Origin of the sequence: Vibrio sp. 10N.222.47.A9, assembly GCF_963872585.1 — a bacterium.
In the GTDB taxonomy this organism is placed as follows: Bacteria; Pseudomonadota; Gammaproteobacteria; order Enterobacterales; family Vibrionaceae; genus Vibrio; species Vibrio splendidus.
The window spans coordinates 51,359-75,978 of the sequence record NZ_CAWNBB010000036.1 but is presented as its reverse complement, the minus strand read 5'-3'; the positions used below and the strand labels follow the sequence as shown (position 1 = coordinate 75,978).

The following is a 24,620-nucleotide window of genomic DNA, read 5'->3' as shown; positions in this document are numbered from 1 at the left end:
CCCCCCCCCCCCCCCCCCCCCTTGTTTATAAAAAGGAGCATAAAAAAGGAGCATAAAAAAACCGCTGACAGGCAGCGGCTTTTCGGAATCAAAATGTATCGCTTACTTAGCGTTAGCTTCTTCTTCGGCCTCAGCCAACTTAACTTGCGCTAAATGCTCGGCTTTAAGCGTAGTGAAGATACGGCTTAACTCTAAGAAAGAGTAACGGTGTTCTACGTATTCATACACGTTAAAAGAAACCGCTAACTTGTACAAAGAGATCGCATTCGCGTAATCACCATTCATGTGGTGACGCTTAGCAAGGTAGAAGTACGTTTCAGTCAGACGTTGGGCTAGGAGCGTGTTGTCGCGAGTCCCCGTAAGGATAGCTTTGAAAGCCTGCTCTTCGGTAATATCATCAAGCATGATCGCAACTAATACCCAACCCCACTGTTCGTCACGGCTCTCGTAACGCTTTTGAAGATCAAGCTTTGCTTGTTCTGGCGTGAGTTCATGCTGAATGATGTAAAGCCACAGAGCGCGAAACGGATCGCTAGGATCATCGGCGTAGTGCTTCATCATCTCTTCATTGGCTAAGTCATAGCGCTCGCCATAGTAGAGTGCTATAGAGCGATTTCGTTCTGCATATGAGTTTGCAGGATCAAGCTCTAACGTAGAATCAAAAGATTCATAAGCGGCATCAAACTCCCCTACTTGCGTAAAGTAAACACCCAAAAGGTTGAAGATATCAGGTTGAGCGGGGTTCAATGAAAGAGACTGATTGAAATCAAGACGTGCTAAATCACGCAGGCCAACGCTGTCGTAGTAATTACCACGCTCGAACAACATTTTAGCTCGAACTTCATCGTTCAAATCTGGGCGCTGTAATAACTGACTAAGGCGCGCTATTTGCACTTCTTGCTGAACACTTGGTTGAAGCGGTACAGCCATTGGTGGATAAACCCAACGTGAGGTGTTATCTGATGTTGTCGCACAACCAGTTAGTACAAGCAGTAAACACATACTCGCGGTTTGAAACCATTTCACAAATAATTACTCCTGTTATGACCGCAATAAAAAAGGGGAGCGATATGCTCCCCTTTATAACATGCTTTTTTACCAATGGGTTAGAAATCACTAAAAAGCGATAGTCCCATTAATAGGCTAAGAATTACTCAGCAGCAGGTGCTTCGCCTTCAGCTGGCGTTTCAACTGCTTCTTTCATGCTCAGACGTACACGGCCTTGACGGTCAATTTCAAGAACCTTAACAGGAACTTCTTGACCTTCAGTTAGGTAGTCAGACACTTTCTCAACACGCTTGTCAGCGATTTGAGAGATGTGTACTAGACCATCTTTACCTGGAAGGATAGTAACGAATGCACCGAAGTCAGCTAGACGAGCAACTTTACCTTGGTAAATGCGGCCAACTTCAACTTCAGCCGTGATCTCTTCGATACGACGGATAGCTTCTTGAGCAGCTGCGCCTTCAGTAGCAGCAATCTTGATTGTGCCATCGTCTTCGATTTCGATTGTAGTACCTGTTTCTTCACAAAGAGCACGGATAACTGCGCCGCCTTTACCGATAACATCTTTGATCTTATCAGAGCTGATTTTCATTGTGTGGATACGTGGAGCGAATTCAGAGATATCTTCACGAGCACCAGAGATAGCTTCATCCATTACAGAAAGGATGTGCTTACGTGCACCTTGCGCTTGGTTAAGAGCAATTTGCATGATCTCTTTAGTGATACCTTCGATCTTGATATCCATTTGAAGTGCAGTGATACCAGCGTTAGTACCTGCTACTTTAAAGTCCATGTCACCTAGGTGATCTTCGTCGCCAAGGATGTCAGAAAGAACAACGAAATCGTCGCCTTCTTTAACAAGACCCATTGCGATACCCGCAACAGAAGCTTTGATTGGAACACCAGCATCCATAAGTGCTAGAGATGTACCACATACAGAAGCCATTGAAGAAGAACCGTTAGATTCTGTGATTTCCGATACAACACGAACTGTGTATGGGAATTCGTCAACAGAAGGCATTACTGCTTGGATACCACGTTTAGCAAGCTTACCGTGACCAATTTCACGACGCTTAGGAGAACCAACGAAACCAGTTTCACCTACACAGTATGGAGGGAAGTTGTAGTGTAGAAGGAAGTTATCTTTCTTCTCACCCATTAGGCTGTCGATGATTTGAGCATCACGTTGTGTACCAAGCGTTGCAGTAACAAGTGCTTGAGTTTCACCACGAGTGAATAGAGAAGAACCGTGTGTACGTGGAAGAACACCAGTACGTACGTCTAGCGCACGAACCATGTCTTTTTCACGGCCATCGATACGTGGGTTGCCAGCAATGATGCGGCTACGTACTACGTTTTTCTCTAGAGAACCAAGCATGCCGCGGATTTCGCGCTCATCTAGGTTTTCGTCTTGTGCAATTAGAGCTTCAACAGTGTCGCTCTTGATTGCGCCAACTTGCTCGTAACGCGCCATTTTCTCAGTGATCTGGTACGCGTCAGATAGACGTGTTTCAGCTTGCTCAGCAACTTTAGCTTTAAGCTCAGTGTTAACTGCTGGCGCTTCCCAGTTCCAAGATGGAGTTGCAACTTCAGCAGCAAACTCGTTGATTGCTTTGATTACAACTTGTTGTTGGTCGTGACCGTAAACAACAGCTGAAAGCATTTCTTCTTCAGATAGGTTATCTGCTTCAGATTCAACCATTAGTACTGCGCCTTCTGTACCAGACACAACTAGGTCTAGTTTAGAGTTTTCAAGCTCAGTATTTGATGGGTTAAGAACAAGTTCACCGTCGATGTGACCAACACGTGCAGCACCGATAGGACCATTGAATGGTGCACCAGAGATAGCAAGTGCAGCAGACGTTGCGATCATAGTGATCATGTCTGGGTTTACGTCAGGGTTGATAGAAACAACCGTAGCGATAACTTGAACTTCGTTTTTAAACGCACTTGGGAAAAGTGGACGAATTGGACGGTCAATCAGACGAGCTGTTAGCGTTTCGCCTTCAGAAGGACGACCTTCACGCTTGAAGAAACCACCAGGGATTTTACCCGCAGCGTATGTACGCTCTTGGTAGTTAACTGTTAGAGGGAAGAAATCTTGACCCGCAACAGCTTCTTTTTTAGCAACAACAGAAACGAATACTGATGTATCGTCCATAGTCGCCATTACAGCAGCAGTAGCTTGACGTGCCATTACGCCCGTTTCTAGAGTAACGGTGTGGTTACCGTACTGGAACGATTTTACAACTGGTTTTTCAAACATTGTATATCCTTAGCTCTAAAGTCATAACTTTAGATTAAGTGAAGAATGACTCAAGATATTACCAATCGCGACTAGTGAAAAGAGACTTGGGAATGATGCTTCTTTGTATGAGTTCATACGCCGAATTAAGACCAAATCCGCCTTTGAATAGTCGCGACCTATTGGCCGACATCTGTGACTGTAACGTCTTGAGAGGTTGATTGCCCAGCGTTGAAAACGCATAGGCGGGCGTAGTATAAACTATTTTTATTAGGAGAGATATTTCCTATCAGAAAAAGCCAGATGATATTCTGTGCATCCGGCCAAACATTTTCTTACAGGCACAAAAAAAGGAGCATAAATGCTCCTTTTCTTCAAACTGTCTTTGCAGACATCGCTATTAGCGACGTAGGCCTAGACGCTTGATTAGATCTTGGTAACGAGTAAGGTTTTTGCCTTTCAAGTAATCAAGAAGCTTACGACGGCTAGAAACCATACGTAATAGACCACGACGGCTGTGGTGATCGTGTTTGTGCGCTTTGAAGTGACCTTGTAGGTGGTTGATAGAAGCAGTAAGTAGTGCTACTTGTACTTCTGGTGAACCTGTGTCGCCTTCAGATTGTGCGTATTCTGCAACGATTGCTGCTTTAGTTTCTGCATTCAGAGACATAAATCTCTCCTGATAAGAGTAAGTTTATATTTGTAGCAGCCAATCTCTGATTCAGCCGCTACGCGAGCCGAGGATTATAGGGAAGTTTACGAGTTGGTGCAATAACAATCGAACTCATGAAAAACGAAAAAAGCGAACCATTAAAATTAAGGGCTCGCTTTCTGTATTATTGATTCGCTTTTCCAGGCTAAGCGCCAATACCTAATTAGGTTTCAGCGTTACGCTTGTGGCTCTTCATCTCTGAAAACAACCAAACGCTTAGGTGCAACTCGGCCATCTTCAGCAATTTGAGCAACGCCAACAAACAGCTTCTCTTCACCGCTTGTCATACGAACGGTACCTTCAGCAGGAGCGCCTGCGACTTGAACGGGCATACCGTGCTGAACAAGATCAGTCAGTTCCGCATTCAAGTTAACTTCAGGTAAGTCTTCTACAGCGGTGTCCATTGGCATTAACAATGGATCAAGCAACTCTTTAGGAGCAATTTCTTGTGCTTGCGCTTGCTCTAAAATTTCGTTCAGCTGCTCTAGCGTAACCATGTGTTCATACGGATACTTTGCCACACCAGTGCGACGAAGCATTGTCACGTGAGCACCACAACCTAGCATTTCACCAAGATCGTCGGTAATTGTGCGGATGTAAGTACCTTTAGAACAATGCACTTCCATCTCAACTTCATCACCTTCAAAGCGAAGTAGCTCAATAGAATACACAGTGATCTTGCGAGACTCACGAGGCACCTCGATACCTGCACGTGCATATTCATACAAAGGCTTACCTTGATACTTCAATGCTGAGAACATTGATGGAATCTGGTCGGTTTCACCTTTGAAGCTTGCAATGCAGCGTTCAAGTTGCTCTTGATTCACGTTAATTTCACGCGTTTCAACCACTTCACCATCAGAATCTGAGGTGTTGGTACGCTCACCAAGCTTCGCGACAACAACGTAGCGCTTATCAGAATCTAGAAGAAACTGAGAGAACTTCGTTGCTTCACCAAGACAAATTGGCAGCATGCCAGTCGCAAGAGGATCCAGAGCACCGGTGTGCCCTGCCTTCTCTGCAAAGTAAATACGCTTTACTTTTTGCAGTGCATCATTAGATGAAATGCCTGTTGGCTTATCTAACAGAATTACCCCATTTATAGGGCGACCTTTACGACGGCGAGCCATTACTCTTCATCCTTAGACTGAGTTTCGTCAGTGCGGCCAGATTCTTCTTGCTTACGTTTGTCATCGTTCAGTACTTCACTTACTAGGTTAGACATACGCATGCCTTCTACCAATGTGTTGTCGTAAGTAAAACGAACTTCAGGTGTTAGACGGTGACGAATACGCTTGCCAAGAGCCATACGAACTGGCACTTCATGCTCTTTAAGAGCAGCAAGACATGATTCAGGTGTTTGCTCACCGATACATAGGAAAGTCACGAACACTTTTGCGTATGCAAGGTCACGAGACACTTCTACATCTGAAATAGTTACCATACCAATGCGTGAGTCACGAACTTCACGTTGGAGGATAAGTGCGAGCTCTTTTTGAAGCTGCTGAGACACACGTTGTGTGCGGCTAAATTCTTTTGACATTTTCTTTTCTCACTTAGAAAGATGGGGGGCTTGGTAATTACCAGCCCCCCATGGTGTATTCAACAACCGATTACTTATTACCTTTACAGGTAATGTTAGTAACCTTAGTCAATATGTCGAGTCGTACTGACTGGTTAGTCTAGAGTACGTTTAACTTCAACAATTTCGAATACTTCGATCTGGTCACCAACGCGAACGTCGTTGTAGTTCTTAACGCCGATACCACACTCGTAACCATTTTTAACTTCTTGAACGTCATCTTTAAAGCGACGAAGTGACTCTAGTTCACCTTCGTAGATAACAACGTTTTCGCGAAGTACGCGGATTGGGCTGCTACGCTTAATCGTACCTTCAGTAACGATACAACCAGCGATTGCACCAAGTTTAGGCGACTTAAATACGTCACGAACTTGAGCAAGACCAATGATCTCTTGACGGAATTCAGGAGCAAGCATACCGCCCATCGCCTGTTTCACTTCGTCGATCAGTTGGTAAATGATTGAGTAGTAACGTAGATCTAGGTTTTCATTCTGAACAGTACCACGCGCAGTTGCGTCAGCACGAACGTTGAAACCAAGGATGATAGCGTTAGAAGCAGCTGCAAGAGTTGCATCAGTTTCCGTAATACCACCAACACCAGAACCTACGATGTTAACTTTAACTTCGTCAGTTGACAGTTTCAGTAGAGAGTCAGCAATTGCTTCTACAGAACCTTGAACGTCAGCTTTAAGTACAACGTTAAGTTCAGCAACTTCACCAGCCGTCATGTTCGCGAACATGTTCTCTAGTTTCGCTTTTTGTTGGCGAGCTAGTTTAACATCACGGAATTTACCTTGACGGTAGTTCGCAACTTCACGCGCTTTACGCTCATCACGTACAACCGTTGCTTCATCACCTGAAGCAGGAACGCCAGAAAGACCTAGAATTTCTACAGGGATAGATGGACCTGCAGTTTCGATGTCTTTACCGTTTTCATCGCGCATTGCACGAACACGGCCGTACTCTTGACCACAAAGAACGATATCACCTTTGTTAAGAGTACCAGACTGTACTAGTACTGTTGCAACTGGACCGCGGCCTTTATCAAGACGAGATTCAACAACAACACCAGATGCCATGCCTTCTTTAACTGCTGTAAGTTCAAGAACTTCAGACTGAAGAAGGATAGCTTCTAGAAGACCATCGATGTTTGTACCCTGTTTTGCAGAGATGTGAACGAAGATGTTCTCACCGCCCCATTCTTCAGGGATAACGTCGTATTGAGCTAGCTCATTCTTAACGTTGTCTGGGTTTGCACCCTCTTTGTCGATCTTGTTCACAGCAACAATCAGAGGAACACCTGCCGCTTTCGCGTGCTGGATAGCTTCGATTGTTTGTGGCATTACGCCATCATCAGCGGCAACAACAAGTACAACGATATCTGTCGCTTGAGCACCACGAGCACGCATAGCTGTAAACGCCGCGTGTCCAGGAGTATCAAGGAACGTGATCATGCCGTTGTCAGTATCTACGTGGTAAGCACCAATGTGCTGTGTGATACCGCCAGCTTCGCCAGACGCAACGTGTGCTTTACGAATGTAATCAAGTGTAGAAGTTTTACCGTGGTCAACGTGACCCATGATAGTAACAACAGGAGCACGGCCTTCTGCGACAGCATCGCTATCGCGGTCAGCTAGCACTGCTTCTTCTAGTTCGTTTTCTTTACGTAGGATAACCTTGTGACCCATTTCTTCAGCAACAAGTTGTGCTGTTTCTTGGTCGATCACTTGGTTGATAGTCGCCATAGCGCCCATCTTCATCATTACTTTGATAACTTCAGTTGCTTTAACTGACATTTTGCTAGCCAGTTCAGAAACAACGATAGTTTCGCCAATAGCAACATCAGATTTAGCAACAGTTGCTGACTTATCGAAGCCTTGCTGCATTGAAGTTGGTTTAGCAAGCTTACCTTTACCGCCACGACCACGTTGGTTACGACCACCACGGTTGTTGCCAGGTTGAGCTGCTGGAGCAGGTTTCTTCTTGCGACGACGAGGAGCTTTCTCATCTTTTTTATCAGCCGCATCTTCTGCTTCACGAGCATAAGTAGAAGTAGTCACATGGTAATCCGCAGATTTCTCTTGCTCTTTCTTCTTCTTCTCTTCTTCAGACCAACGTTCTTGGTTCTCTTCTGCTAACTTACGAGCTTCTTCAACAAGCTTAGCTGCTTCAGCTTCGGCTTTACGAGTTGCTTCTTGCTCTTGACGAGTTTTAAGTTCATCCGCTTCTTTTTTCGCTTGTGCGTTAGCGTCTGCATTTTTTGAATTCATGTCTTTTTTAGCCTTTTCAGCTTGTGCGCGTTGAGCCTTCTCTTCAGAATCACGTTTTGCATCCGCTTCACGTGTTACTTTTTCTTCGGCTTCGCGCTGTGCTTTCTCTGCAGCATCACGTTTCGCTTGCTCTTCAGCATCGCGTTGTGCTTTCTCTTCCACTTCACGATTAGCTACTTCCTCAGCTTCACGTTTCGCTTCATCTTCAATAGTGCTGCGCTTCACGTAAGTACGCTTTTTACGTACCTCTACTTGAACATCCTTACTCTTACCGCCTCCAGCAGCAACACTTAGCGTGCTGCGGGTCTTGCGTTGAAGAGTTAAACGAGTCGGTTCTGTTTCGCCAGAAGTATCGCCATGCTCCTTTTTAAGGTGCGTTAGCAATGTTTGCTTCTCTGAATCAGTCACTTGATCCGACCCTGCTTTCTTCATTCCTGCATCAGCAAGTTGTTCAATTAAGCGGTCAACTGGCGTACCAATCTCTTCACTCAGTGCTTTAACTGTTAATTGTGTCATACCGCTTTCTCTCCTTGCTGAATTATTCTTCGTCGCCGAACCAACAGATGTTACGCGCAGCCATAATCAGCTCGCCTGCTCGCTCTGCAGTTAGGTCTTCGATGCCTTCTAGTTCATCAACGCCTTGGTCAGCTAGGTCTTCCAATGTCGCAACGCCTTTTGCTGCTAGCTTGTAAGCCATTTCACGCTCAAGACCTTCAAGTGCAAGTAAGTCTTCAGCAGGCTCAACACCGTCGAAAGTCTCTTCTTTCGCTAGCGCTAGAGTAGTCAGTGCGTCTTTCGCGCGGTTACGCAGTTCTTCAACGATACCTTCGTCTAGACCGTCGACTTCAAGAAGCTCGTTCACAGGAACGTATGCCACTTCTTCAAGTGTAGAGAAGCCTTCTTCAACAAGCATTTGAGCAAAGTCTTCTTCAATGTCTAGGTGCTTCATGAAGTTTTCAATAGAAGCAACGGCTTCTTCTTGGTGCTTCTTCTCTAGATCAGCAACAGTCATTACATTCAGTTCCCAACCCGTTAGTTGAGAAGCTAGACGTACGTTTTGACCGCTACGGCCAATCGCTTGTGCCAGGTTATCGGCTTCAACAGCGATATCCATAGAGTGTGCATCTTCATCAACGATGATTGAAGCAACATCAGCAGGCGCCATTGCGTTAATAACGAACTGAGCTGGGTTATCGTCCCAAAGAACGATATCGATACGCTCACCGCCAAGATCATTAGAAACAGCTTGTACACGTGCACCACGCATACCAACACACGCACCAACAGGGTCAATACGTTTGTCGTTTGTTTTCACAGCGATTTTAGCACGAGAACCAGCGTCACGTGCAGCACCTTTAAGTTCAATTAGCTCTTCACCAATCTCAGGCACTTCAACGCGGAATAGTTCAGCTAGCATTTCTGGCTTCGAACGAGTAACGAAAAGCTGGAAACCTCGAGCTTCTGGTTTAACTGCGTAAAGAAGACCACGAACACGGTCACCTGGACGGAAGTTTTCACGAGGAAGTTGGTCGTCACGAAGGATTACCGCTTCAGCGTTGTTACCGAGGTCTAGAATAACTGTGTCACGGTTAACTTTCTTAACTGCGCCAGTTACGAGCTCGCCTTCGTTGTCAATAAACTGTTCAACGATTTGAGCACGTTCTGCTTCACGTACTTTCTGTACGATAACTTGCTTAGCCGTTTGAGTCGTAATACGGTCAAACGTTACTGATTCGATATCATCTTCAATGAAACCGCCAAGTTCGATCTCTGGATCATCGTACTTTGCAGCTTCAATAGAGATTTCTTTTGTTGGGAATTCAACTTCCTCAACAGCTTCCCAACGGCGGAAAGTTTCGAAATTACCCGTTTTACGGTCAATTTCTACACGAACTTCAATTTCTAATTCGCTTTTCTTTTTTGTTGCCGTTGCAAGCGCGATTTCAAGCGCTTCAAAAATACGCTCACGAGGAACTGCTTTCTCATTTGAAACAGCTTCTACTACCGCCAAAATTTCTTTGTTCATTAATCTAGCCTCTTAAGCTCTTCTCTCTAGGAGAACTAAAATTTAGGGATCAGGTTAGCTTTCGCAATATTGCTCAGGACGAATTCTTCTTCTTGTCCTTCAACCAATACTTTCACTGTCTCGCCTTCGATAGATTGGATATCACCTTTCCATTTACGACGGTTGCCGACAGCCATTTTCAAAACGATGCTTACCTCGTGACCAATAAATTGTTGGTAATGCTCTGCTTTGAACAGTGGTCTCTCTAAACCTGGTGAAGACACTTCAAGGTTATAAGCCACTGAAATTGGATCTTCAACGTCCATTACGGCACTTACTTGGTGACTAACCTCAGAGCAATCATCTACATTGATACCATTTGGTGAATCGATGTAAATACGTAGCGTTGAGTGCTCACCAGCACGAATAAATTCTAATCCAACTAACTCATAACCTGATGCTGCTACTGGAGCGTCAAGCATTTCAGTAAGTTGTCTCTCTAAACCAGTCATTTAACCACTCCAGAAACAAAAAAAGGGCTCAAAGCCCAATTTAAATTCCAAGCAAACATTATCATCTAAAGGCATTTACAAATGCTTAGATAACAAAAAACCCCGTATAAGCCGGGGTTTTTGTTGCTGGACCCTTATATGTTAAGTGTCATCACATTCGATATCACACTTAACTCACAGTGAGGTTCACACTGTGCAAACTTGCTACCAATACAAGCTATATAATAGCATTGAAATTGGTTGCGGGAGCCGGATTTGAACCGACGACCTTCGGGTTATGAGCCCGACGAGCTACCAAACTGCTCCATCCCGCGTCCGACTTGTGAGCATTATACGCCCAACAAGATGTTTTACAAGTTTGTAAACATGGTGCCGAGAGAGGGACTCGAACCCTCACACCCTAAGGCACTAGCACCTCATGCTAGCGTGTCTACCAATTTCACCATCTCGGCATCAAATCTTTGCAGCTTATTGTGGAATTTCGTCGCCTTGCGTCGGAACTTCACTCACTGCATCTTCAGCTTGCTGAATTACCTGACCTTGAGTCGGGTCAATCCATTGTGACTCAGTTTTATGTGTAGACATATTACCAAGCACTAAGCTAAGGATAAAAAATGTAGTTGCAAAAACTGCAGTCATTCGGGTAAGGAAATTTCCTGAGCCACCAGCACCAAACACAGTGTTTGAAGCGCCAGCACCGAAAGAGGCTCCCATATCTGCGCCTTTACCTTGTTGAATCAACACTAGGCCAATTACACCAAGCGCTGCCAACAGGTAAATCACAAGTAGAACTGTAAACATTTTTCCACCTATGTTCCTAATTGTTGAGCCAGCGCCGTTCAAAAAACTATTTTCAAGAACAAGGCTAGCGACCTCCTAACTGAAGGCCGAGCAATACTAGCGAATGCGACGATGGCTGACAAGGGGAATTTGCTAAAAAATAAGCCTTTACCAAGCGAATGGTTAAAAAAAGGTCAAAAGCGACACGAAACTCATTTACGTCTCTTTTGACCGTTATATATCTTGACCGTTATATATCTTGACCGTTATATCTTTTGACCGTGATATAACTCAATCACTTCTAATCACAGGCGCTATTCGTTGCGCCCGTTAAGTAAAAGGTTAAATTAGCAGTTTGCTTTTACTGCATCAGCGATCTTAAGCGCTGAAGATTGAACAAGCTCAGCATCTTCGCCTTCAACCATGACACGCAGCAATGGCTCTGTGCCAGACTTACGTAATAGCACACGACCTTTCTCGCCAAGCTCAGCTTCTACTTCTACAACCGCCGCTTTCACCGCTTCTGCTTCGAGTGGATTTGAGTCACCGCTGAAACGAACGTTTTCTAGAACTTGAGGATATAATGTCATACCTTGAGAAAGTTCATTCAGTGTCATTTCGCTATCAACAACTGAAGCCAATACTTGTAAAGCAGCAACGATAGCATCACCTGTCGTAACTTTATCCAATAGGATAACGTGACCCGAATTTTCTGCACCGATCTTCCAGCCTTTAGCAAGAAGTTGCTCCATGACGTAACGGTCACCAACAGCAGCACGTACAAATGGAATACCTAATTGCTTAAGGCCATTTTCCATACCAAGGTTCGTCATTAGCGTACCAACAACGCCGCCTTTCAACTCACCACGACGCAACGCATCACGAGCAATGATGTAAGCGATTTGGTCACCATCAACCTTATTACCTAGCTCATCAACCATGATGATACGGTCACCGTCACCATCAAAGCCTAGGCCTAACGCTGCTTTTTCTTCAAGTACTTTAGCTTGTAGAGCACGCACATCTGTCGCACCCACTTCGTGGTTGATGTTAGTACCATTTGGCTCAACACCCATTGCAATCACTTCAGCGCCCAACTCTTTAAATACCGCTGGCGCAATGTGGTAAGTCGCACCATGTGCGCAATCCACCACAATTTTCATGCCCGCTAACGTCATTTTGTGTGGGAATGTACTTTTACAAAATTCGATATAACGGCCAGCTGCATCATTTAAACGTACAGCTTTACCCAATGCAGAAGATTCCACGCACTCGATATCTTTATCTAGTTCAGCTTCGATAGCCAACTCAATGTCATCCGACAATTTAGTGCCTTCAGACGAGAAGAACTTAATGCCGTTGTCATAGAAAGGGTTATGCGATGCCGAGATAACGATCCCCGCTTCAGCACGGAAAGTTTGTGTTAAGTAAGCAACAGCAGGTGTTGGCATTGGGCCAGTAAACGTAGCCTGAAGACCCGCAGCAGCAAGGCCAGCTTCTAACGCAGACTCAAGCATATAGCCAGAGATACGAGTATCTTTACCAATGATCACTTTCTTGGTGCCCTGCTTCGCAAGAACACGACCTGCAGCCCAGCCAAGCTTCAGAACAAAATCAGGTGTAATCGGGTATTGGCCAACTTTGCCACGTACACCATCTGTGCCGAAGTAACGTCTTTTATCAGACATATTGATTTTCCTTAATTATTATTAGTGATTGTTATTCATCACTTCGATTATCTTCATCGCTTCCAATGTATCTTCAACATCGTGAACGCGAATAATTTGTGCGCCTTTCATTGCTGCGATAGTCGCGCAAGTGACACTGGCTACCATGCAATCTGCTGGGGCCTTGTCCAGTAGCTTAAAGATCATCGATTTTCTCGACATCCCAGCTAAAACTGGCAACCCAAGCGTATGAAATTTTTCAAGGTGCGCTAATAGGTGGTAATTGTGTTCAATGGTTTTACCAAAACCAAAACCAGGATCCAGAATCAGCTGTTCTTTTGAGATTCCTACAGCCTCACAAGCTTCCACTCTTTCTTGTAGGAATGCTTCAACATCCATTAGAACATCGTCGTAAACTGGGCTAGCTTGCATAGTTCTTGGTTGGCCTTTCATGTGCATCAAGCAAACAGGAACATTACCCTCAGCGGCCGCTTGTAGGGCACCTGGCTCTTGTAAAGCGCGTACATCATTGATCAAATCAGCACCCGCTTCAACAGCTTGGCGCATCACTTCCGCTTTGCTGGTATCAATAGAAATCCAAACATCAAACTTGGCACGAATCGCTTTAATTGCAGGAATAACTCGAGCGAGCTCTTCCTCTAAGGAAACGTCCGGAGCTCCAGGGCGAGTCGATTCACCACCAATATCAATAATGCTAACGCCGGCTTGAATCATTCGTTCAGCTTGCAGCAATGCATTGTCTAATGAGTTGAATTTCCCGCCATCGGAGAAAGAATCAGGCGTGACATTGAGGATACCCATTACATGTGGGCGATCTAAAACGAGCGTTTTATTATTTGCTTTTAATATCATGAAAGGCAGGTCTTAAAGAGTAAAAAACACTTTAGGCTATAAACAGAAAAACCCTGAGCGTACTCAGGGTTTTAATTTATAGCTTAGCGATTAAGAATCTTTGTTTTGAGTATCATCTGATTCAGATTTAACTTCTTCAACTTTCGACTCTTCAGCTTCTGGTTCGGCTTTAGCTTGTTCTTCAGATTTAACTTCAGCTTCAGGCTTGGCTTCTTCCTTTTCAGGTTCTGCTTTTACTTGCTCCCCCCAACCAGCAGGCTCACGGATCTCGGTTTTACGATCCATCAAATCATCAATTTGACCCGCATCAATCGTTTCATACTTCATTAATGCATCTTTCATTGAGTGCATTAAATCCATATTGTCTTCGAGTATTTGTTTCGCTCGAGCGTAATTACGATCAATTAGGATACGAATCTCTTCATCGATAAGTCGAGTGGTTTCATCCGAGACGTGTTTCGCTTTGCTCATTCCGCGGCCTAAGAAAACTTCACCTTCTTCTTCTGCATAAAGAAGAGGGCCTAGTTTTTCAGAGAAGCCCCATTGAGTCACCATCTTACGAGCAATATCAGTGGCACGTTCAATATCATTTGATGCACCTGTCGATACCTTGTCTGAACCGTAAATCAATTCCTCAGCAAGACGACCACCGTATAGGCTAGAAATCATCGATTCTAGATGTTGACGGTTCATACTTACACGATCTTGTTCTGGTAAATACATAGTAACACCAAGCGCTCGACCACGAGGGATGATAGATACTTTGTACACTGGATCGTGCTCAGGCACTAAACGACCAACAATTGCATGACCAGCTTCATGGTAAGCCGTCGATTCTTTCGTTTCTTCAGTCAGAACCATTGAACGGCGCTCAGCACCCATCATGATTTTGTCTTTCGCTAATTCAAACTCAACCATCGATACATTGCGTTTGTTACCGCGAGCAGCGAATAGAGCCGCTTCGTTCACAAGGTTCGCAAGGTCTGCACCTGAGAAACCGGGTGTACCGCGAGCAATCAGAGATGGTTCAACATCGCCTGATAGTGGAACCTTACGCATGTGTACTTTAAGAATCTGTTCACGACCACGTACATCTGGTAGACCAACCACTACTTGACGGTCAAAACGGCCTGGACGAAGCAATGCTGGGTCAAGTACGTCTGGACGGTTAGTCGCAGCGATAACGATAATACCTTCGTTACCTTCGAAACCATCCATCTCAACCAGCATTTGGTTTAGTGTTTGTTCACGCTCATCGTGACCACCACCAACACCAGCGCCACGCTGACGACCAACAGCATCGATTTCATCGATAAAGATAATACAAGGCGCTGCTTTCTTCGCTTGTTCGAACATGTCACGCACACGAGATGCACCGACACCAACAAACATTTCAACGAAGTCAGAACCTGAGATAGTAAAGAACGGTACTTTCGCTTCACCAGCAATTGCTTTTGCAAGCAATGTCTTACCAGTACCAGGAGGACCAACCAACAGGATACCTGTCGGGATCTTACCACCCAGTTTTTGGAAACGACTTGGGTCACGAAGATAATCAACAAGCTCTTTCACGTCTTCTTTTGCTTCGTCACAACCAGCAACATCAGCAAACATCGTTTTGATTTGTTCTTCGCTCATCATTCGAGCTTTGCTCTTACCGAAAGACATCGCGCCTTTACCGCCGCCGCCGCCTTGCATTTGACGCATGAAGAAAATCCACACACCAATCAGTAAGATCATTGGGAACCAAGAGATGAAGATAGTGCCAAGCAGGCTCTGCTCTTCAGGTGGTGTACCCTGAACTTTTACGTTTTGATTAATTAAGTCATCAAGTAGCTTTTGATCATAAACAGGCATGTAAGTTACATACTTAGAACCACCGCCACGACGTGTGAAAGTAATTTCGCTGTTATTGAACTGTGCGTCTTGAATCTGGCCTTGGCCAACTTCCTGTACAAACGTGGTGTAATCTACTGCTCTGCCGTTACTTTCCCCAGGGCCAAAGCTCTGGAAGACCGACATCAACACAACCGCGATAACAAGCCACAGAATTAAATTTTTTGCCATGTCACTCAAGGTGTAAGCCTCTCGATAACTAATTGTAATTAAAGGTAGGGTACTACAGTTTGTAACCTGTAGCCATGTTGTTAACTCTCACTCTTGGAAGAGAATCGTTAACCTTTGTAACCAGTTGCTACGATAAACACTTCACGAGATCGAGCTCGAGAAGAGTCGGGTTTTCTCACTTTGACTGTTTTAAACATCTCACGGACGTCCTTAACATATTGGTCAAACCCTTCGCCTTGGAATACTTTTACAACAAAACTACCATTGGTAGCTAGAACTTGTCGACACATATCCAAAGCTAATTCAACTAAATACATAGCTCTTGGCTGATCCACAGAATTGTTGCCTGCTATATTAGGTGCCATATCAGACATCACGACATCAACCATGTTTGGTTGTATACGTTCCAACAAGGCATCTAGCACAGCTTCTTCGCGGAAATCACCTTGTAAAAAGCTCACTCCAGCAATCGGATCCATAGGTAGCAAGTCACAAGCGATGATTTGACCGTTGTCTCCGATAATCTTAGCAGCATATTGAGACCAACCGCCAGGCGCTGCGCCCAAATCCACAATGGTCATCCCAGGAGTCAGCAATTTATCTTTCGTTTGAATCTCTTCCATTTTGAAATAAGCACGCGAACGATAGCCTCTTTTTCTTGCTTCATTTGCATACTTGTCGTCGAAGTGTTCCTTCAACCAACGGCCTGAACTGGCCGAGTGTTTCTGTTTGCTCATTGGATACCTAAATTGGAGGAAAGTACTAATTGCTGAATAAATTATAGTCTTCAGCTTTAGATGGCGTTAAAATAGGTTTTTTCAACCCTAATACTAAATAAAATTGGCCGCGTAATGAACCTAAGTACCAAACAAAAGCAGCATCTAAAGGGCCTAGCTCACAGTTTAAAACCTGTAGTGCTAATGGGCGCAAATGGACTTACTGAAGCTGTTCTAGCGGAAATCGAATTGGCTCTAGACCACCACGAACTGATCAAGATTAAAGTTGCATCAGAAGACCGTGAGACTAAGCAACTGATTATCGATGCAATTGTACGTGAATCTAAAGCTGAGAAAGTACAGACTATCGGTAAAGTTCTAGTACTGTTCCGTCAGTCAGAAGCACGTAAAATCGAGATTCCACGCAAATAAGCTAGTTTGACATCAAGCTAGCTCCACAATAAGAAAGCCACTGTGCTTATCTTTTAGTGTAGCGTGAGAAACGAAAAAGGTCGCATTAGCGACCTTTTTACTTATTAGAACCAAAGTAAATTCAATTAGATGTATTCTACTTTGTCGATTTCGAAATCTTTATCGCCGCCAGGTGTAGAGATAATAACCTCGTCACCTTCCATCTTACCAATAAGGCCACGAGCGATCGGTGATTTCACCGAAATGCGGCCAGTTTTGATTTCAGCTTCATCTTCAGAAACGATTTGGTAACGGAACTCTTCATCAGTATCTACGTCAATCAAAGTAACCGTAGTACCAAAGATAACCTTGCCTGTGTTATCCATTTGAGTTACGTCGATGATCTGAGCTAGCGATAGCTTGTATTCGATATCTCGAATTTGAGCTTCACAGATACCCTGCTCTTCACGAGCGGCGTGATATTCAGCGTTCTCTTTCAAGTCACCGAGTTCACGTGCTTCACCTATAGCTGCTGAAATAATAGGACGTAGCTTAAGTAGGCGATCTAATTCGTCACGTAGCTTCTGAGCGCCACGTACTGTCATTGGAACCTTTTCCATTTTTTACCTCTATGCCAAAGCTTTCTTTGGCCAACATAAATACACCCAACGCATTTATTGGGTGATAGAAACAAAACGATTTGGCTTAGTGTAAACAAACTTTATGGTTAAATCACCTTTATTCCACTTTGCGTTATAAAAGCTTTATCTAGGTCTAAATTACAGACATCACAAAAATGAATAATAACTCTCCCATCAATAAGCGGGGAGTTAAATACCTAAAAAAACAAAAAACAAACAAAATAAACACAGATCACACTTTTATAAAAACCATTTTAAAACAAACATTTAAACAACAACAAACATAATAAAACAGTGTTCATTTTTTAGTTTTATATCATTTTACTAACTGACTATGGAACTTTAGAGGTAAAAAGTAACCCATGGATTGCACTGGCATTTTTCAGACTTCTGTTCTAATCATGATTATGAAGCCTGATTAATACAGGCAATACACAAAAGGGTTCAAATCCTTGATAAAACTTCTATGGACAGTAATTAGGAATTAATAACATGAACAAGACTATGATCGCGCTTGCTGTATCTGCTGCAGCTCTTGCTACTAACGCAGTAGCAGCGGACGGCAAACAAGCTGGTGGTATTGACGGTACTTCTGTATACAGCTCAAACGGCACTTCTCTAGAGATCGGTGGTCGTGCGGAAGCTCGTCTATCTCTAAAAGATGGCAAAGCTGAAGACAAAACACGTGTACGTCTTAACTTCCTAGGTAAAGTTGAAATCCAAGACGGCCTATACGGCGTTGGTTTCTACGAAGGCGAATTCACAACTGCTGATGGCGACCTAGGTACAGATGAAAACAGCGACAGCATCACTAACCGTTACGCTTACGCTGGACTTGGCGGTACATTCGGTGAAGTGACTTACGGTAAAAATGACGGCGCACTAGGCGTAATCACTGACTTTACCGATATCATGTCTTACCACGGTAACTCAGCTGCATACAAAATCAACGCAGCAGACCGTGCTGACAACATGGCGTCATACAAAGGTCAATTCCAAGACCTAAGCGTTAAAGCAAGCTACCGTTTTGCTGACCGTACAGAAAACAAAGTTGGCGATACTGTAATTTCTTACGATGATAACGAAGCAGACGGCTACTCTCTATCAGGTATCTACGCAATCGGCGACTCTGGCTTTAAGCTAGGTGCAGGTTACGCTGACCAAGACGAGCAAAACGAGTACATGCTAGCGGCATCTTTCCGTACTGAAGCTCTATACTTTGCAGGTGTATTCACAGACGGTGAGCTAGCGAAAGATAACGGTGATTACACTGGTTACGAATTTGCTACTGCATACACGCTAGATAAAACTGCATTCACTCTGACGTACAACAATGCAGAAACTGACGGTGATACATCTGCAGATAACATCGCAATCGACGCAACGTACTACTTCAAGCCTAACTTCCGTACGTACATCTCGTACAACTTCAACCTTATCTCGAAAGGTGACAAGTTTGGCTCAACAAACGCAGTAAACACAGGTGCTACTTCTGCTCAAGCTGAAGACGAGCTAGCTCTAGGTCTACGTTACGACTTCTAATTCTGATTATCTAATTGATTAATTAGTTAATTGAGAATCAAAACGCCCGCTATCTAGCGGGCGTTTTTTATATCTGTATACTGAAAAAATCAGCCATCCAAGAAAATCTTCTATGCGCCTTCTACCCACTCTACTTCTATGTGGCTTATCACTTAGTAGTTACTCACTTACCACGTTCGCTTACGCCCCTTTGAATAAACTACCCGATGGCAGTAGCACAAGTTTAATCTTGCAACAACTGAGTGGTAATTCAAATCAAATGAATACCAATAGCGATGGATTTTATCCACCCGCCAGCACCTTAAAACTGGTTACGGCTTTGGCGGCTAAATTGGAGTTAGGGGATAACTTTCACTACACAACCAGTATTGCTCGTTCTGGGAATGACTCAATCATTTCATTTAGTGGTGACCCGACGCTACAACGAGAGCAGCTAAAAAGGCTTTTAGCTCAATATGCTAAATCACAATCTAAAACCATTAACGGTAACCTGTATCTCGATAACTCGGCTTATACGGGCTATCAACGAGCGGTGGGTTGGCCTTGGGACATTTTAGGCGTTTGTTACAGCGCGCCTTCGAGTGCGATGACCTTAGACAGCAACTGCGCACAAGCCTCTATTTATACAAAAGATAACGGCAGCACTCGTGTCTATATTCCCGCTCACTATCCGATAGACGTGACAACCACCGTAGCCACCGTAACTCGATCAGGGCAGAAGGCGACACAATGCGACTTAGAGCTCATCACCACTCCAGATAACGCTTACAAGCTCTCTGGTTGCTTAGTTGAACGTAAAAAGCCACTGCCACTCAAGTTCGCGATTCAAAATCCAGAACTTTACACCTATCAAGTCGTTACGTCGCTTCTCAAAGAACTGAAAATAGACGTAAAAGGTGATGTGATTATTGGTAAAAAAGAGAAAGCAGACAAAACCACGTTAGTCGCTAGTCACAACTCAGAAAAGCTTCCTGAACTGATCGATATCATGCTCAAGAAGTCGGATAACCTTATCGCAGATAATCTAACTAAAACGTTGGGTGCGACATTTTATGTTCAACCGGGCAGCTTCAATAACGGCACTGAAGCAATAAAACAGATACTGCTGACCAAGGCTAATATTGACCTCAGCAAAGCGCAGCTCGTCGATGGTTCAGGGTTATCCAGAAATAACCGAATGAGGTCACAGACCATGGCTCAAGTGCTTCGTTATATCTGGGAAAACGATCAACAGCTCAACCTGATTGAGGCTATGCCTACATCTGGCACTGATGGAACGCTCAAATACCGTCAAAGCATGAGAAAAGCACCGATTCAAGGCAACATTATCGCCAAAAGTGGTTCTCTATACGGCAGTTACAACATGGCGGGATACGGATTAGATAAGGCGGGAAAACCAAACTCTCTGTTTGTGCAATTTGTCCGTGATTACTTCCCTGAAGAACAAGATCCAGACAAACCAGTGGAAGCACCAATCACCCAGTTTGAACGTGCTTTCTACAAAGATGTGGTCGAATTCAGTCAAACACAAAGCAAATCTAAGTAATGTTTAGCTCTCTGTAAGCTTCTACTTAAACAATAAAAATGGCGCTGAAGGTTTAAGATCTTCAGCGCCATTTTTCTTCCTAAGATGTTTTTCTTCGAAAGTGCTTTTTGTTTCCAGTATCTTTATTTAAAGGCGTTAAGCAATGCCCAAGAATGAATTCACTACCGTGAAGTAAATCCACATCCCCGAAATGTCGACTACTGAAGCCAAAACAGGGCTCACCAGCACCGCAGGATCTAACTTGAATAACCTAGCAACAATCGGTAACCCAGCGCCTAGCACGGTTGATATGGTCACCTGAATAAACAGAGCGACAGCAATCGCGTAAGCAATCATATTAATGTCGTAACCACCCGTTGATTGGTTGTCACTGAACAGTAAGATGCGGCCTATCATCACCAAGGCAATCGCAAGTGCTAAGCAAATCGCGACTCTAAGCTCTTTCCATAGAACGTTGGCCCACTGGCGTTTCTTCAACTCGCCTGTGGCTAAGGCCCGAATGACCAAAGTCGCAGCTTGTGTTCCTGTATTGCCACCCGCAGCAGCGATCACCGGCATATAGATCGCCAGAAGTACTAGCTGACTAAGAATGTCTTCATACTGAGCAATGATAAGCCCAGAGACAATACCCAACAGCGCTAAGGCAATAATCCAACCGATACGTTGCCTTACGTGGCTTAGCACTCCAGTTGAAAGGTAACCTTGTTGAGGCTCAACCTCTGAGTAGATCAGCCCTAGTTGGTGAGCTAGATGTCGAGAGCGCTTTTCAAAGCCCTGCTCTTCTAGCTCACTAAGTAAAGTCTGAATAATACTGAGAGAGCATTGCCCAAGTACTAACACCGCATCTTCAAGCGGCATTCGGTTCAAAAGGTTAATTTGTTGCTCACGCCCATACTGTTGAAATGCATTCGATACAGCTTGGATGTCTTGCTCTGTGTACAAAGCTTCGATAGATAAAAAAGTGTTGTTCATTACCGTCATGGCGAATCTCCCGATTGGCAAAGGTAACGACCATCAAAACAAATAGCATAAGTTTATAGATTTATAGATTTATAGATTTATAGATTTATGCGCACCAAGAACTGAAAGCTACTGGTGTGTCTACTTGTTAGAATCTAGTGTGTGGAAAAGAATGAGGGGGAAAAACAAAGATACCCTACCCGAACGGCAGGACAATAGATCAATACCGAGACGGGTTATTCTTCTCCATTCAAACTAGGAGGATGGTCGGTATTGTTCATAAAAATCTCCAGAATTACTGTCAATATGACAGCGCGCATAGTGTAGCAATGCACGTTCAAAAACTTCGTCAACTTTGTGTCAATAAAAAAGGCATCCGTGGATGCCTTTTGTTCAATTATTGATGTGTGTTATTACTTAATAGTAATACGAGCAAACTTACGCTTACCTACTTGGTAAACTGCAGTACCTGCTTCAGGTACAAACTTGCTGTCTTCAATCTTCTCGCCTTCAAGCTTAGCAGCGCCTTGCTTGATCATACGCATCGCATCAGAAGTAGAGTTTACAAGACCCGCTTCTTTTAGAACGTTCGCAATCGGTAGGCCGGCTTCGAATTCAAATTCAGGCATTTCATCAGGAACTTGGTTCTTAGCAAAACGGTTAACGAACTCTTGCTCAGCGGCTTCAGCATCAGCTTCACTGTGGAAACGAGCAATGATCTCTTTCGCTAGAAGTACTTTAACGTCACGAGGGTTTTTGCCCGCCTCAACGCCAGCTTTCAGTTCCGCAACTTCTTCAAGTGGACGGAAAGATAATAGCTCGTAGTAGCTCCACATTAGATCGTCAGAGATAGACATGATCTTACCAAACATCTCGCTTGGTGCTTCGCTAATACCGATGTAGTTGTGCGCAGACTTAGACATCTTCTTAACACCGTCTAGACCAACAAGTAATGGCATCATCAATACCGCTTGTGGTTTTTGACCTGCTGCTTTTTGCAGTTCACGACCCATTAGAAGGTTAAACTTCTGGTCAGTACCGCCAAGCTCAACGTCGCTCTCTAATGCAACAGAGTCGTGACCTTGTAGAAGTGGGTACATGAATTCGTGGATAGCGATCGGTTGACCACCAGCGTAACGCTTTTTAAAGTCATCACGCTCAAGCATACGAGCAACAGTTTGGTTAGAAGCAAGACGAATCATGCCTTCAGCACCAAGCTCAGATAGCCACTCAGAGTTGAAACGAATTTGCGTTTTCGCAGGGTCTAGAATCTTGAATACTTGCTCTTTGTAAGTTTCAGCATTCTTCAATACGTCTTCACGGCTTAGCGGTGGACGCGTTGAGTTCTTACCTGATGGATCACCAACCATTGCAGTGAAATCACCAATAAGGAATGTCACTTCATGACCAAGCTCTTGGAAAGCACGAAGCTTGTTAAAGATAACCGTATGGCCTAGGTGGATATCTGGAGCAGTTGGATCGGCACCCAGCTTAATGCGTAAAGGACGACCTTCTTTTAATTTAGCAATCAGTTCGTCTTCTGGAATCAGTTCTTCTACGCCACGTTTGATCTCGGCTAATGCAGCTTCAATACTCGCCATTCTTGTTCACTCCCACAGATTTGGCAAAAATATAATAATTAGACATCTTACTTGAATAGCGATGTATTTTGAAACCAGTTACACTATTCCGTCGTCGATTTTCATAATATTTACAGAACGAACCGGAACATGTTGTCTATTTTTGCACGCCTTCCTATTTTGCACCGGGCTTTTATCGCATTTTTTAGTGCCGTAATTTTCGTCGCGATCTTCTTACTCCCCGATGTCAGCAGTTTACGTGACGATACGGGCGCTTTAGTGGTGGGGAAACATTACCCACTGACTATCAATGCATCTGCACTTGTTAGCTCGAGTGACGCACCGCCGACGGCTGTGCTTAATTGGGAGAAATACACCGTTCGTTCTGGCGAAAGCACCTCTGTCTTATTTGAACGTATTGGCCTCTCATACCGCTTGCTGATCACGCTACTCAATACCAATAACGATATTAAGAAGCAGCTGTCTAACCTAAGACCTGGCGATGTATTGCAATTCGGTTTTGACGAAAACAACGACCTTATTCAGTTAAAAAGACAACTTAGTGCGTTTGAAAGCTTCAAGATCACTAAGTCTGGCGATTCATTCTCATCAAGTTTCGACAAAAAAGAAGTCGCCTACCAATACAATTATGCCGAAGCCAATATCACCTCTAATTTCTGGAATGCAGGCGTCAGCGCAGGTTTAACCGCAAACCAAATCATGGAACTGGCGGGCATCTTCGGTTGGGATATCGACTTTGCATTGGATATTCGTAAGAACGACAGCTTCAAAATCTTATACCAAGAGAAAGTGGTTGAAGGTGAAGTGGTTGGTCGCGGTAAGATCATGGCAGCTGTGTTTAAAAACCAAGGCGATTCATTTACCGCGGTATTGGATGATAAGAGCGGCAACTACTTCGATGAGAATGGTCGAGCAATGAAGAAAGCGTTCTTGCGCTCACCAATTGATTTTCGTCGCGTAACATCGAACTTTAATCCTACCAGGAGACACCCAGTAACCGGTAAGGTTCGAGCTCACCGCGGCACCGATTACGCAGCTCCTGTTGGCACGCCTATCTGGGCAGCCGGTGACGGTATTGTTCAGAAATCTGGTTACAACCAATTTAATGGTAACTACGTGTTTATCCGCCACAGCAACACCTACATCACCAAGTACCTGCACATGAAGCGACGTATGGTGAAAACAGGTCAGCGCGTAAAACAAGGCCAAACCATTGGTACTTTGGGCGGTACAGGCCGTGTGACTGGCCCGCACTTACATTATGAATTCTTGGTTAATGGCGTACATAAAAATGCGCGTACCGTAAAATTACCGCAATCTAAGTCGTTAACAGGTAAAGCAAAAGCAACATTTATTGCGAACTCAGAAATTCGATTGAGTAACCTAGAGCGATACGGCCAGTTACTAGCAACTAATTAGGTTACTAGCGACTAATTGGACTAATAGCCATATAAACCAACGAAAAGAGCGCCAACCAAGGCGCTC

The 24,620-nt window shown here is 44.2% G+C and carries 20 protein-coding genes and 2 tRNA genes; 4 read left to right on the top strand and 18 right to left on the bottom strand.

Going from position 1 to position 24,620, the window contains the following annotated elements; genetic code table 11:
• Positions 1–102: 102 nt before the first annotated feature.
• The 15 genes from nlpI to rlmE form a co-directional block, all read right to left on the bottom strand.
• Positions 103–1,026, bottom strand: coding sequence for a lipoprotein NlpI (gene nlpI / locus AACT19_RS10875; RefSeq protein WP_004734491.1), 924 nt, complete (start codon positions 1,024–1,026; stop codon positions 103–105).
• Between the two features lie 124 nt (positions 1,027–1,150).
• A complete protein-coding gene (pnp, locus tag AACT19_RS10870; protein WP_004734492.1) occupies positions 1,151–3,271 on the bottom strand; it encodes a polyribonucleotide nucleotidyltransferase in 2,121 nt (706 codons plus the stop codon).
• A 379-nt stretch (positions 3,272–3,650) separates the two neighbouring features.
• Positions 3,651–3,920, bottom strand: coding sequence for a 30S ribosomal protein S15 (rpsO, locus tag AACT19_RS10865; protein WP_004734493.1), 270 nt, complete (start codon positions 3,918–3,920; stop codon positions 3,651–3,653).
• Between the two features lie 218 nt (positions 3,921–4,138).
• Positions 4,139–5,092: a tRNA pseudouridine(55) synthase TruB gene (truB, locus tag AACT19_RS10860; RefSeq protein WP_076646281.1), complete on the bottom strand. Its 954-nt coding sequence runs from the start codon at positions 5,090–5,092 to the stop codon at positions 4,139–4,141.
• Positions 5,092–5,505 carry a 30S ribosome-binding factor RbfA gene (gene rbfA / locus AACT19_RS10855; protein ID WP_004734495.1) on the bottom strand — a complete coding sequence of 138 codons (414 nt, stop codon included), beginning with the start codon at positions 5,503–5,505 and terminating at the stop codon, positions 5,092–5,094. The genes truB and rbfA overlap by 1 nt, the downstream gene beginning before the upstream one ends.
• A 134-nt stretch (positions 5,506–5,639) precedes the next feature.
• Positions 5,640–8,330, bottom strand: coding sequence for a translation initiation factor IF-2 (infB, locus tag AACT19_RS10850; RefSeq protein ID WP_004734497.1), 2,691 nt, complete (start codon positions 8,328–8,330; stop codon positions 5,640–5,642).
• 22 nt (positions 8,331–8,352) lie between these two features.
• Complete coding sequence (gene nusA / locus AACT19_RS10845) at positions 8,353–9,840, bottom strand: transcription termination factor NusA (RefSeq protein WP_004734499.1); 1,488 nt, start codon at positions 9,838–9,840, stop codon at positions 8,353–8,355.
• A 35-nt stretch (positions 9,841–9,875) separates the two neighbouring features.
• Positions 9,876–10,331 (bottom strand): ribosome maturation factor RimP, encoded by a 456-nt coding sequence (gene rimP, locus AACT19_RS10840; protein WP_004734501.1) that lies wholly within the window; start codon positions 10,329–10,331, stop codon positions 9,876–9,878.
• 237 nt (positions 10,332–10,568) lie between these two features.
• Positions 10,569–10,645 (bottom strand) — tRNA-Met (locus AACT19_RS10835).
• A 53-nt stretch (positions 10,646–10,698) separates the two neighbouring features.
• Positions 10,699–10,783 (bottom strand) — tRNA-Leu (locus tag AACT19_RS10830).
• 16 nt (positions 10,784–10,799) lie between these two features.
• Positions 10,800–11,132 (bottom strand): preprotein translocase subunit SecG, encoded by a 333-nt coding sequence (secG, locus tag AACT19_RS10825; protein ID WP_004734504.1) that lies wholly within the window; start codon positions 11,130–11,132, stop codon positions 10,800–10,802.
• 326 nt (positions 11,133–11,458) lie between these two features.
• Positions 11,459–12,799: a phosphoglucosamine mutase gene (gene glmM, locus AACT19_RS10820; RefSeq protein ID WP_017087432.1), complete on the bottom strand. Its 1,341-nt coding sequence runs from the start codon at positions 12,797–12,799 to the stop codon at positions 11,459–11,461.
• A gap of 21 nt (positions 12,800–12,820) precedes the next feature.
• The gene (gene folP, locus AACT19_RS10815) at positions 12,821–13,651 is read right to left on the bottom strand and encodes a dihydropteroate synthase (protein ID WP_076646279.1); all 831 of its coding nucleotides are present in this window, start codon (positions 13,649–13,651) and stop codon (positions 12,821–12,823) included.
• A 90-nt stretch (positions 13,652–13,741) separates the two neighbouring features.
• On the bottom strand, positions 13,742–15,718 hold the full coding sequence (gene ftsH / locus AACT19_RS10810) for an ATP-dependent zinc metalloprotease FtsH (RefSeq protein ID WP_029222733.1): 1,977 nt from the start codon (positions 15,716–15,718) through the stop codon (positions 13,742–13,744).
• 107 nt (positions 15,719–15,825) lie between these two features.
• Positions 15,826–16,455 carry a 23S rRNA (uridine(2552)-2'-O)-methyltransferase RlmE gene (gene rlmE / locus AACT19_RS10805; protein WP_004734508.1) on the bottom strand — a complete coding sequence of 210 codons (630 nt, stop codon included), beginning with the start codon at positions 16,453–16,455 and terminating at the stop codon, positions 15,826–15,828.
• A 114-nt stretch (positions 16,456–16,569) separates the two neighbouring features.
• On the opposite strand from rlmE, the gene yhbY reads away from it, so the two are divergent.
• A complete protein-coding gene (gene yhbY / locus AACT19_RS10800; protein WP_004734509.1) occupies positions 16,570–16,866 on the top strand; it encodes a ribosome assembly RNA-binding protein YhbY in 297 nt (98 codons plus the stop codon).
• A gap of 125 nt (positions 16,867–16,991) precedes the next feature.
• Here yhbY and greA read toward each other — a convergent pair whose 3' ends face one another.
• On the bottom strand, positions 16,992–17,465 hold the full coding sequence (greA, locus tag AACT19_RS10795; protein WP_017079993.1) for a transcription elongation factor GreA: 474 nt from the start codon (positions 17,463–17,465) through the stop codon (positions 16,992–16,994).
• Between the two features lie 513 nt (positions 17,466–17,978).
• On the opposite strand from greA, the gene AACT19_RS10790 reads away from it, so the two are divergent.
• Together AACT19_RS10790 and dacB are read left to right on the top strand one after the other, a co-directional pair.
• Positions 17,979–19,028 (top strand): porin, encoded by a 1,050-nt coding sequence (locus AACT19_RS10790; RefSeq protein WP_076646277.1) that lies wholly within the window; start codon positions 17,979–17,981, stop codon positions 19,026–19,028.
• 112 nt (positions 19,029–19,140) lie between these two features.
• Positions 19,141–20,574, top strand: coding sequence for a serine-type D-Ala-D-Ala carboxypeptidase (gene dacB, locus AACT19_RS10785; RefSeq protein ID WP_076646275.1), 1,434 nt, complete (start codon positions 19,141–19,143; stop codon positions 20,572–20,574).
• A gap of 135 nt (positions 20,575–20,709) precedes the next feature.
• On the opposite strand, the gene AACT19_RS10780 is transcribed toward dacB, so the two are convergent.
• Together AACT19_RS10780 and tyrS are read right to left on the bottom strand one after the other, a co-directional pair.
• Complete coding sequence (locus tag AACT19_RS10780; protein ID WP_029222732.1) at positions 20,710–21,555, bottom strand: magnesium transporter; 846 nt, start codon at positions 21,553–21,555, stop codon at positions 20,710–20,712.
• Positions 21,556–21,947: 392 nt separating this feature from the next.
• On the bottom strand, positions 21,948–23,135 hold the full coding sequence (gene tyrS, locus AACT19_RS10775; protein ID WP_004734518.1) for a tyrosine--tRNA ligase: 1,188 nt from the start codon (positions 23,133–23,135) through the stop codon (positions 21,948–21,950).
• Between the two features lie 129 nt (positions 23,136–23,264).
• Between tyrS and AACT19_RS10770 the strand changes: the two genes are divergently transcribed.
• A complete protein-coding gene (locus tag AACT19_RS10770) occupies positions 23,265–24,554 on the top strand; it encodes a peptidoglycan DD-metalloendopeptidase family protein (RefSeq protein WP_017088382.1) in 1,290 nt (429 codons plus the stop codon).
• The last annotated feature ends 66 nt before the right edge of the window (positions 24,555–24,620 follow it).

Coding starts and splice junctions, on each gene's coding strand:
- secG (WP_004734504.1), bottom strand. CDS start 11,132: ATGTTTACAGTTCTACTTGTGATTTACCTGTTGGCAGCGCTTGGTGTA.
- greA (WP_017079993.1), bottom strand. CDS start 17,465: ATGGAAAAGGTTCCAATGACAGTACGTGGCGCTCAGAAGCTACGTGAC.
- infB (WP_004734497.1), bottom strand. CDS start 8,330: ATGACACAATTAACAGTTAAAGCACTGAGTGAAGAGATTGGTACGCCA.
- nusA (WP_004734499.1), bottom strand. CDS start 9,840: ATGAACAAAGAAATTTTGGCGGTAGTAGAAGCTGTTTCAAATGAGAAA.
- dacB (WP_076646275.1), top strand. CDS start 19,141: ATGCGCCTTCTACCCACTCTACTTCTATGTGGCTTATCACTTAGTAGT.
- AACT19_RS10790 (WP_076646277.1), top strand. CDS start 17,979: ATGAACAAGACTATGATCGCGCTTGCTGTATCTGCTGCAGCTCTTGCT.
- rlmE (WP_004734508.1), bottom strand. CDS start 16,455: ATGAGCAAACAGAAACACTCGGCCAGTTCAGGCCGTTGGTTGAAGGAA.
- truB (WP_076646281.1), bottom strand. CDS start 5,092: ATGGCTCGCCGTCGTAAAGGTCGCCCTATAAATGGGGTAATTCTGTTA.
- folP (WP_076646279.1), bottom strand. CDS start 13,651: ATGATATTAAAAGCAAATAATAAAACGCTCGTTTTAGATCGCCCACAT.
- pnp (WP_004734492.1), bottom strand. CDS start 3,271: ATGTTTGAAAAACCAGTTGTAAAATCGTTCCAGTACGGTAACCACACC.
- AACT19_RS10780 (WP_029222732.1), bottom strand. CDS start 21,555: ATGACGGTAATGAACAACACTTTTTTATCTATCGAAGCTTTGTACACA.
- ftsH (WP_029222733.1), bottom strand. CDS start 15,718: ATGGCAAAAAATTTAATTCTGTGGCTTGTTATCGCGGTTGTGTTGATG.
- rimP (WP_004734501.1), bottom strand. CDS start 10,331: ATGACTGGTTTAGAGAGACAACTTACTGAAATGCTTGACGCTCCAGTA.
- rpsO (WP_004734493.1), bottom strand. CDS start 3,920: ATGTCTCTGAATGCAGAAACTAAAGCAGCAATCGTTGCAGAATACGCA.
- tyrS (WP_004734518.1), bottom strand. CDS start 23,135: ATGGCGAGTATTGAAGCTGCATTAGCCGAGATCAAACGTGGCGTAGAA.
- AACT19_RS10770 (WP_017088382.1), top strand. CDS start 23,265: ATGTTGTCTATTTTTGCACGCCTTCCTATTTTGCACCGGGCTTTTATC.
- rbfA (WP_004734495.1), bottom strand. CDS start 5,505: ATGTCAAAAGAATTTAGCCGCACACAACGTGTGTCTCAGCAGCTTCAA.
- yhbY (WP_004734509.1), top strand. CDS start 16,570: ATGAACCTAAGTACCAAACAAAAGCAGCATCTAAAGGGCCTAGCTCAC.
- glmM (WP_017087432.1), bottom strand. CDS start 12,799: ATGTCTGATAAAAGACGTTACTTCGGCACAGATGGTGTACGTGGCAAA.